The 7137-nt window shown below is 52.9% G+C and carries 4 protein-coding genes; 2 read left to right on the top strand and 2 right to left on the bottom strand.

Features of this window, described 5'->3' with window-relative positions:
• A partial coding sequence (locus tag ACLUYS_RS08780) for a TOTE conflict system archaeo-eukaryotic primase domain-containing protein (RefSeq protein ID WP_412659628.1) occupies positions 1 to 2030 on the bottom strand: 2030 nt, incomplete at its 3' end.
• A gap of 95 nt (positions 2031 to 2125) precedes the next feature.
• The gene (locus ACLUYS_RS08775) at positions 2126 to 3004 is read right to left on the bottom strand and encodes a DUF1848 domain-containing protein (RefSeq protein WP_230266585.1); all 879 of its coding nucleotides are present in this window, start codon (positions 3002 to 3004) and stop codon (positions 2126 to 2128) included.
• Positions 3005 to 3272: 268 nt separating this feature from the next.
• On the opposite strand from ACLUYS_RS08775, the gene ACLUYS_RS08770 reads away from it, so the two are divergent.
• Positions 3273 to 4634 carry an MATE family efflux transporter gene (locus tag ACLUYS_RS08770; protein ID WP_230266584.1) on the top strand — a complete coding sequence of 454 codons (1362 nt, stop codon included), beginning with the start codon at positions 3273 to 3275 and terminating at the stop codon, positions 4632 to 4634.
• Positions 4635 to 4927: 293 nt separating this feature from the next.
• Positions 4928 to 7137, top strand: a 2210-nt coding sequence (locus tag ACLUYS_RS08765) for a TIR domain-containing protein (RefSeq protein ID WP_412659627.1), incomplete at its 3' end; no start/stop codon positions are given.

Genomic DNA, 7137 nt, shown 5'->3' with positions numbered 1-7137 from the left:
AGCGAAGGCACCATGGCCACATCCACGCGCCCAGAAAGCGAACGCGTAGCGCCCTGCAGCACCCCGATTTTTCCTGGATAGTTTTTCGAAGGCGCCTTCCAGTTTTCCCATTCCGGACTGGAAAAATGCAGGAAGCGGTTCAGCGAACTGACCCAGCCCTGCAAGATTTCCTTGGAATTGACCAGAATCAGCGTGCTTCTCGAAATCTGCGCGATCAGCGCTGCGCCGATGACCGTTTTTCCGGTCCCCGTTGCCGCTTCCAGAATGCCGCTCCCTTTCTGATACAGAGCGGAAGCCAGCGACACCTGTTCCGGACGAAGTTCGCCGTTAAATTCCATCGGAACCGACTGCCCTTCGCTTTCCCAGTCCTGCAGATCCACTGTCGCTCCAGCCTGAGAAAGCCGATAAAGAAGCGGCGCTTTTAAATGACGGGGCAGCGAAATCCAGCGCGTGCCCAGTCCCGTATTGTTTTTGTTTTCAGTATTTTCAGAATCGGCATTTTGTGAACCGGATTGCGGTCCATGCGCTTCGCGTCTAGCCAGCGAAACGATGCGCGGTCCGGTCGCAAACTTGTTTTTCTGCGAGCGATACGCCGGATTCCAGTAGCTGCCCATCGCCAGAATCTGATTTTGTACAGAAGCGGGCAGCGCATCCGCGCACACCCAGATCCGTCCTTTTTCGATCACTTCGATCACGCCGGATTCCTGCAAAGGCGCAAATACAAACGGATCGTCGTCCGCGGCGATCAGGCGCATGGACTCCATCGTGTCCGGCTCGCTTTTCGGATCGCCCGCAAACAGTTCTTCCCGCTTGCGCGAGGTGCATTCGCGAATCTGCGCCTCCATCTGGGCCGGTTCCACACGGGTAATCGACTGTATCTGCGCAAACGGATCGGCAATTTCTTCGCCTTTTTCATCGATCAGAATGGAATACCGATCGGCGTCTCTTCCCTGTTTTCGCAGCGCTTCATCGAGCCAGCCAAACAGCGGAAGCGGCAACGCCATTCCCCGCTCCTTGGGCTGTTCCTTGACAAAAATACGCGGGAACGTCTGATCGAGAAAGCGCAGATCCCTGAGCTCACCTTTGGCAAACCCGTTGATCAGAAACGCGCGCAAAAAGCGGGAAACCCGGGAGGCGTCCACCGGCATCGCGAGTAAAAACCAGATGCGCCACGACAAAACACCGTCTTCCTTGCGTTCTTCGCAAAGAACATCGAGTCCAATCGCTTTAGCTGCCCTCTGAACTTCAAGCGCAGCCTTCTGCCCCTGGCCGCTTTCGATCGTGATACAGGCGTAGGCAATGTGACCATCCTGGCTTAACGGCGAAAGCCCGATTTCACTTTGTCCGTGAAGATGATTGAGCACTTCTCTTCGTCCAAGCGAAATAGCGGGCCGAACGGTACAGGTTTTGCATTCCGGCTTGGCGTTTTTCTGAAAGTACGGGCAGCCAGGCCGCAGACGGATCGGACATGGCTGATAAAAGAAGCCTTTCTGGGAACGGACAAAATACGTTTCTTCATTGGAAGGAAACGCGATGCCAAGCAGATCCGCATACGCCAGCGGATTTTTCGGTGAAGCGGAAGGGGAAGAAACGGAAGGTTTTCCTCGTTTTACGGGCGATTCGACCGGCTCATCGGATCTGGAAGCAGCCGTCTCCGACTGTGTCTGCGAATCGGACGGCTTTGAAAATTCCGCCCGGGGCTGAAAAGCAGCCCGTTTGTGCTCAACAGCCTGTTCATTGTGGACCGGCGGCTGCGGTTCACGCTGGGCGAAAAACGCTTCTTCCGATTGTGGTTTTGGGGAAACTGGCCGCGTCGGATGCGTTTGAGGCGGTTCCGGAGCGGCGGCTCGCCGCGTACGCTCCGGCGTTCTGGAAGAAACAGCAGCTGCATCCTTGCGGCGTTTTGTTCTCTGGTCAATCTCAAGCTGCAGGTCGGCGGCAATCTGAGAAGGCAGATGATGGTCTTCTAACAGTTTCTGAAGACGTTCGAGTTCGTCGAGTGCCTGTTCAAAAAGTGGGCTGGATGACATGCTTCTCTCCTTTCCGCCGGTCTGGCTAAGGATCGACCGGAATCGGATTTCGAAAATCCGATTTGGATTCGATCTGGTTTAATTTTACGTGCAGTTTATCGTTTGCGGCGAATGATTTCATCGTCGGCTTCCAGATGTCCCACCAGCATCGTCGAACTGGGATCATGAAGACGCCGGTTTTGGGCGATCTGCTTTTCATCAAAGTTGGCATAGCAGTAGCGGCAAAGGTGCGCACACGTGTTGTAGACGCCAAGATCCGCCATTTCGACGCAGCCGCAGTCGCGCGCTTTCCACTTTCGAAACTTGCGGCCGGTCCAGGCCAGCGCGAGTTCCATAGGAAAGCAGGCGCCGGAAGGCACGCCGAACGGGGCTAGAATCTGCTTTTCGTTGCAGGTGAAAACGGGAATGCCATGATCCGCAGCGCATTTTGCGAACGCTTCGCCAATAGCTTTTAATTCGGCTTCACTCGGTTCGTGCGCATTCAGTTCGCCGGCATGACGGCGGACGTTTTTGTAGTCGTCGAGAAAGGAAATGGAAATCGTCTCCACCGCGCCTTCGAGCAGAGAACAGAGCCGCTCAAAAGCCCGAATGTGATAGTCCACCGTATACGTTGGATTCAGCAAAATCGGATCGTAGCGAACCGACACATGATCCTTTCCCAGCTTTTCGCCCATGAAGCGGACCGCTTCAATAATTTTCGTTTTATCGGGTACCGCCGGTTCCAGATCCTTTTTATACGGCGTAATCGTCACATCCATTAAGATCGGCTGCTTGAACCGGTCCAGATACGGAATAAGCGGCAGCGGATTTTTCGTACAGAACATCCAGGCATCCGCGTCTTCAAAGTAAATGCGCGAAACCCGTTTGGGATAAAACGGATTGCGCACGTCCACAAAGCCCTCCTCCAGGCGGTTGAGCAGCCAGGGCGTGTAAAACGCGGGAATATCGGTTCGGCAGCTTGCGGAAACAATCATGACATCCTCCTTTCTTTTTCCTTTTTCCGGATGACAAATTCCAATTCAGGATGGCGAATCTGAAAAGCCACATTCGAGTCCGCTTTGAAACGGCGCGTTTGCGGATCTGCCGGTTCGTTTCTCCCGCGGATAAAAAGCCATATCTCATCAAAAGGAAAAAGCAGAACCCGAGGAGAAAATGGAAAGGATAGTAAATTTCTCGAACAGACTTGGCAGAACGTTTTCTTTGGTCAGGCATTCCGGAACAATTCGATGGATAATAGCGGATATGACAGACTCCTCTCAATTATTATCCGCACTGCGCGCGGACAAACCGCTCAACGCCTCCATGCAGCGAAAACTCATTTTATCGCTTTCCTGGCCTGCCATTCTGGCGCAGGTTTCCGTCACCATCATGCAGATGATCGACGCCTCGATGGTCGGCCATCTCGGGGTACAGGCCGGCGCGTCCATCGGTCTGGTCTCTTCGAGCACCTGGCTGATCAACGGCATCTGTTCCGGCTCCGTCTACGGCTTTTCGGTGCAGACCGCGCAGGCGATCGGCGCAAGAAACAATGAAGAAGCCCGCAACTGCAGCCGGCAGGGTCTGCTCGTCATTTTAGGCGTGGCGTTTCTGATCGGCAGCATCGGCTTTGGCCTTTCAGGAATGGTTCCCGTCTGGCTGGGCGGCGAAGACGCCATTCTGGCGGATGCGAGCGCCTATCTCGGCATTTTCTGTCTGTGTCTGCCGTTTTCTCTGTTAAACACCTGGGCGATCGCGACCTTGCAGGCGGCCGGCGATACCCGGCTGCCGGGCATGACGCAAATTGTCATGTGCATGCTCGACGTCCTGTTCAACTACCTGTTCATCTTCGCGATGAATCTGGGCGTAGCCGGATCCGCTTTAGGAACCGGCGCCGCCATGGCGTGCGCGTCCCTGTTTCTCACGTGGCGCGTCCTGTTTAAAAACGAATTTCTCAAAGGGAAATGCCGGATTCACTTTACCCGTCATTCCCTTTCCAAAGCCGTACGCATCGGCGTTCCAATCAGTCTGGAACAGCTGATTTCCGGCTCTTCCTATGTCATGTTTACCCGCATCGTCTCTTCTCTCGGTTCGGTTTCCATTGCGGCCAACAGCTTTGCGATCACCGCGGAAAGTCTCTGTTACATGCCCGGCTACGGCTGCGGATCCGCCGCAACCGCCATCATCGGGCAGTGTACCGGCGCCAACCGGCACGATCTGGCCCGGGAAATCAGCTGGCGCATCGTACGCATCGGCATGGGCATGATGGCTCTTTCGGGCGTCGTCATGTTCGTCTTTGCCCCGTGGCTGATGAACATTCTCACCCCGGATCCAGCCGTCATTGAACTCGGAACTTCCATGCTTCGGCTCGAAGCGTTTGCGGAACCGCTTTATGGCGCTTCCATCGTCTGCTCCGGCATTTTGCGCGGAAAAGGCGATACGATCTGGCCTGCCTGCCTCAACTTCCTCTCCATCTGGTGCATCCGTATTCCGCTGGCCGCCTGGCTTTCCCGCTCCTTTGGACTGGCCGGTGCCTGGGTTGCGATGGGCGTGGAACTCGACGCGCGCGGTCTGCTTTTCCTGTGGCGCCTTCATCATTCGTTCGCCCCGTCGAAAAAGAAAGCCTGATCCATATTCCAATACTCCCGTTTCTTTAATGGGAATTCATCTTTTCTTCCTTAGAAAGATGTTTAAAGTCCGCCCGATGGTCAAAGACCGTCCGGCGGACTTTTTATACGTTCGAATGTCCGATTTGGCCGTTTTGGGAAATACACACCCCGCAAAGAAAGCCGCTGGATACGATAGGTATAAATAAAGAAGAAAAGTAAAAAAGTATTCTGCATCCGATTCTGCCTGCGCATGCACGCAGAAGAAATGCACGGACGAAATCCCACGGACGAAAGACATGGAAAGGAGACGGCATGAAATTCAAATATTATCCAGAAAATACCGTTCAGGAAAGCGGACTCAGCAAAGTTCTGTTTATCCCCTCAGGGGATCGTTCGACAGATTCACAGATTATTCAAACCATCCGCGACCAGGTCAACTGCCTGATTCTTGCGCCGGATCCAGAAAATGCCCTCTGGAGTGAAGAGGATCTGCGCCTGCTGCAGGAATTCACGCTGGCCGTCATTGCGGTTTCTTCCCGACTGCTTCGCTCTGAACAGGAAAATACGCTTAAACTGATCTGGGCGCTGCGCGAAAGTAAAGTTCTTCTTCTTCCCATCCTTCTGGACAGTATCGATCTGTCTGCCTATTCCCAGCTGTTCGGAGATCTTCAGTATCTGGATTTTCAGCCGGATTTTCTGAAACGACAGAATTTTGAAAGCCGTATGCGGTCATATCTTCAGTCCGTGATTCTGGAACCCCCGCTGATCGAGAAAATAAGAAGCTCGTTTCATTCGTATATTTTTGTCAGCTACCGTAAGAAAGACTGGGCTAATGCGCAGGATTTTCTGGATTTCGTTCAGTCTCTGGAATGCACATGGGATGTCGGGGTCTGGTACGACGACTTTCTGATGCCGGGAGAAGATTTCAGCCAGCAGATTTTCGATCAGATGAAACGAAGCGAGCTGATCACGCTGCTCGTAACGCCAAAACTCGAAGAAAAAAATTATATAAGCGAATATGAATATCCGGCTGCCGTCCAGTACCGCAAAAAAATCATTCCTGTCCAGATGGAACCAGCGAATACAGATGTCCTGAAGCTGCTGTATGCCGGCTTTCCGCCGGTTTTTTCCCTCCAGTCGGATGATCTTCGTGAATCTTTACAGTCCCTTTTCGAAAATCCGAAAACACAGAGCCAAGAACCGCAGAATCCCCAGAAGCTTTTCTATCTGGGCCTTGCCTATCTGAGAGGCGTCGACACGAAACGCAATCCCGCTCGCGCCATTCCGCTTCTGAATCAGGCGGCCGAAAAGGGAGTAGACCAGGCGCTTCTCGTTCTTTCCGATATTTACCTGTACGGAGACGGCGTTCCGGTCGATCCGCGCAAAGGCGTTGAGTTTTTAAAACGTTATTTTGCAAAGACGATCCAATCCTTCAAAGACCAGCCCTCCACGGAAACGATTGAGCGTCTGCTTGACATCACAATCCGCTATCTGAACACGCTGACCCATCTGGGCTGGTTTGAAGAACTCAACACGACGTGTGCCAGCGTGCTGCATCCGATTCTTCTTCTCCTGGAAGATATTCCGTACGATCTCAGCCCATACGACAGTACTCCGTTCAAAATCCTTTTTTATGCGTCCATGGCAAACTGCTGCCTTCATGCCGGCCAGAAGGAAGGCGCGATGCTTGTCCTGGACGATCTGATTCAGATGGCCAGTTCCCTGAAGGGGATCAACGAGGCGCTTTTATCGACCGTTCTTTTCAGCTTTTTTCATCTTGCCAATCTTCAGATCAACGACAGCCGTCCAGAGGATGCAAAAAAGACGATTGCGCAGTTCTGGAGCTGGATGAAAAAGGTTCCCGGGGAACTGACCGATCTTGCCTGCGGCTGGAAATACCAGATTCTGGAGCTGGAAGTCCGGCTGGCCCAGGAACAGCAGGACTTCAGAAAAGAAAGCGAGCTTTGCCAGCAGATGGAGAAACTGGCGGACAAAAGCGGCTTTCTTTCTCAGACGCAGGCGCGTTCCATCGAAAATCAGAGGCTGTTAAATCAGGCAGACCAGGAATATGCGGCCGGTCAGTACCGTCTTTGCATCGAAACGTATTCGCGCTTTCTCGAAGCGGATGCAGTTACTCTGGAGCAGGATATTCTGCAGGCTGCTGTTCGCAGAACCATGGCCGAGGCGTACCGTAAACTGAACCGGACGGATGAAGCCATAAAATGCGTGGATGCAGCTATGCATTCTCTTCTTGTCCGGCTCAAGGAATCCCAGGAAGCCAGAAAGGAGATGATCGCCTGCCTGTTCTGCCGTGCAGAGATCAGCGAACAAAATAACGACTGGCTTTCGGCCGATCACTGCTATCAGAGGGCTTTAAATCATCTTCAGAAACTAACCGGGCCGAAGTATTCCGTAAAAAACGGACAGATCAAAGAAGAGAGGAAGCCGCTTCGAATCCCGAAAAATGGGACATGTCAAAAATTTTGTGTAAATTCGTTTTTGGTGGTAAAAACATTTGGCCG

The organism is Allobaculum sp. (assembly GCF_047010065.1).
Taxonomy (GTDB): domain Bacteria; phylum Bacillota_I; class Bacilli_A; order Erysipelotrichales; family Erysipelotrichaceae; genus Allobaculum; species Allobaculum fili.
The sequence above is the reverse complement of the archived record's forward strand: the minus strand, read 5'-3'. Positions and strand labels throughout refer to the sequence as shown.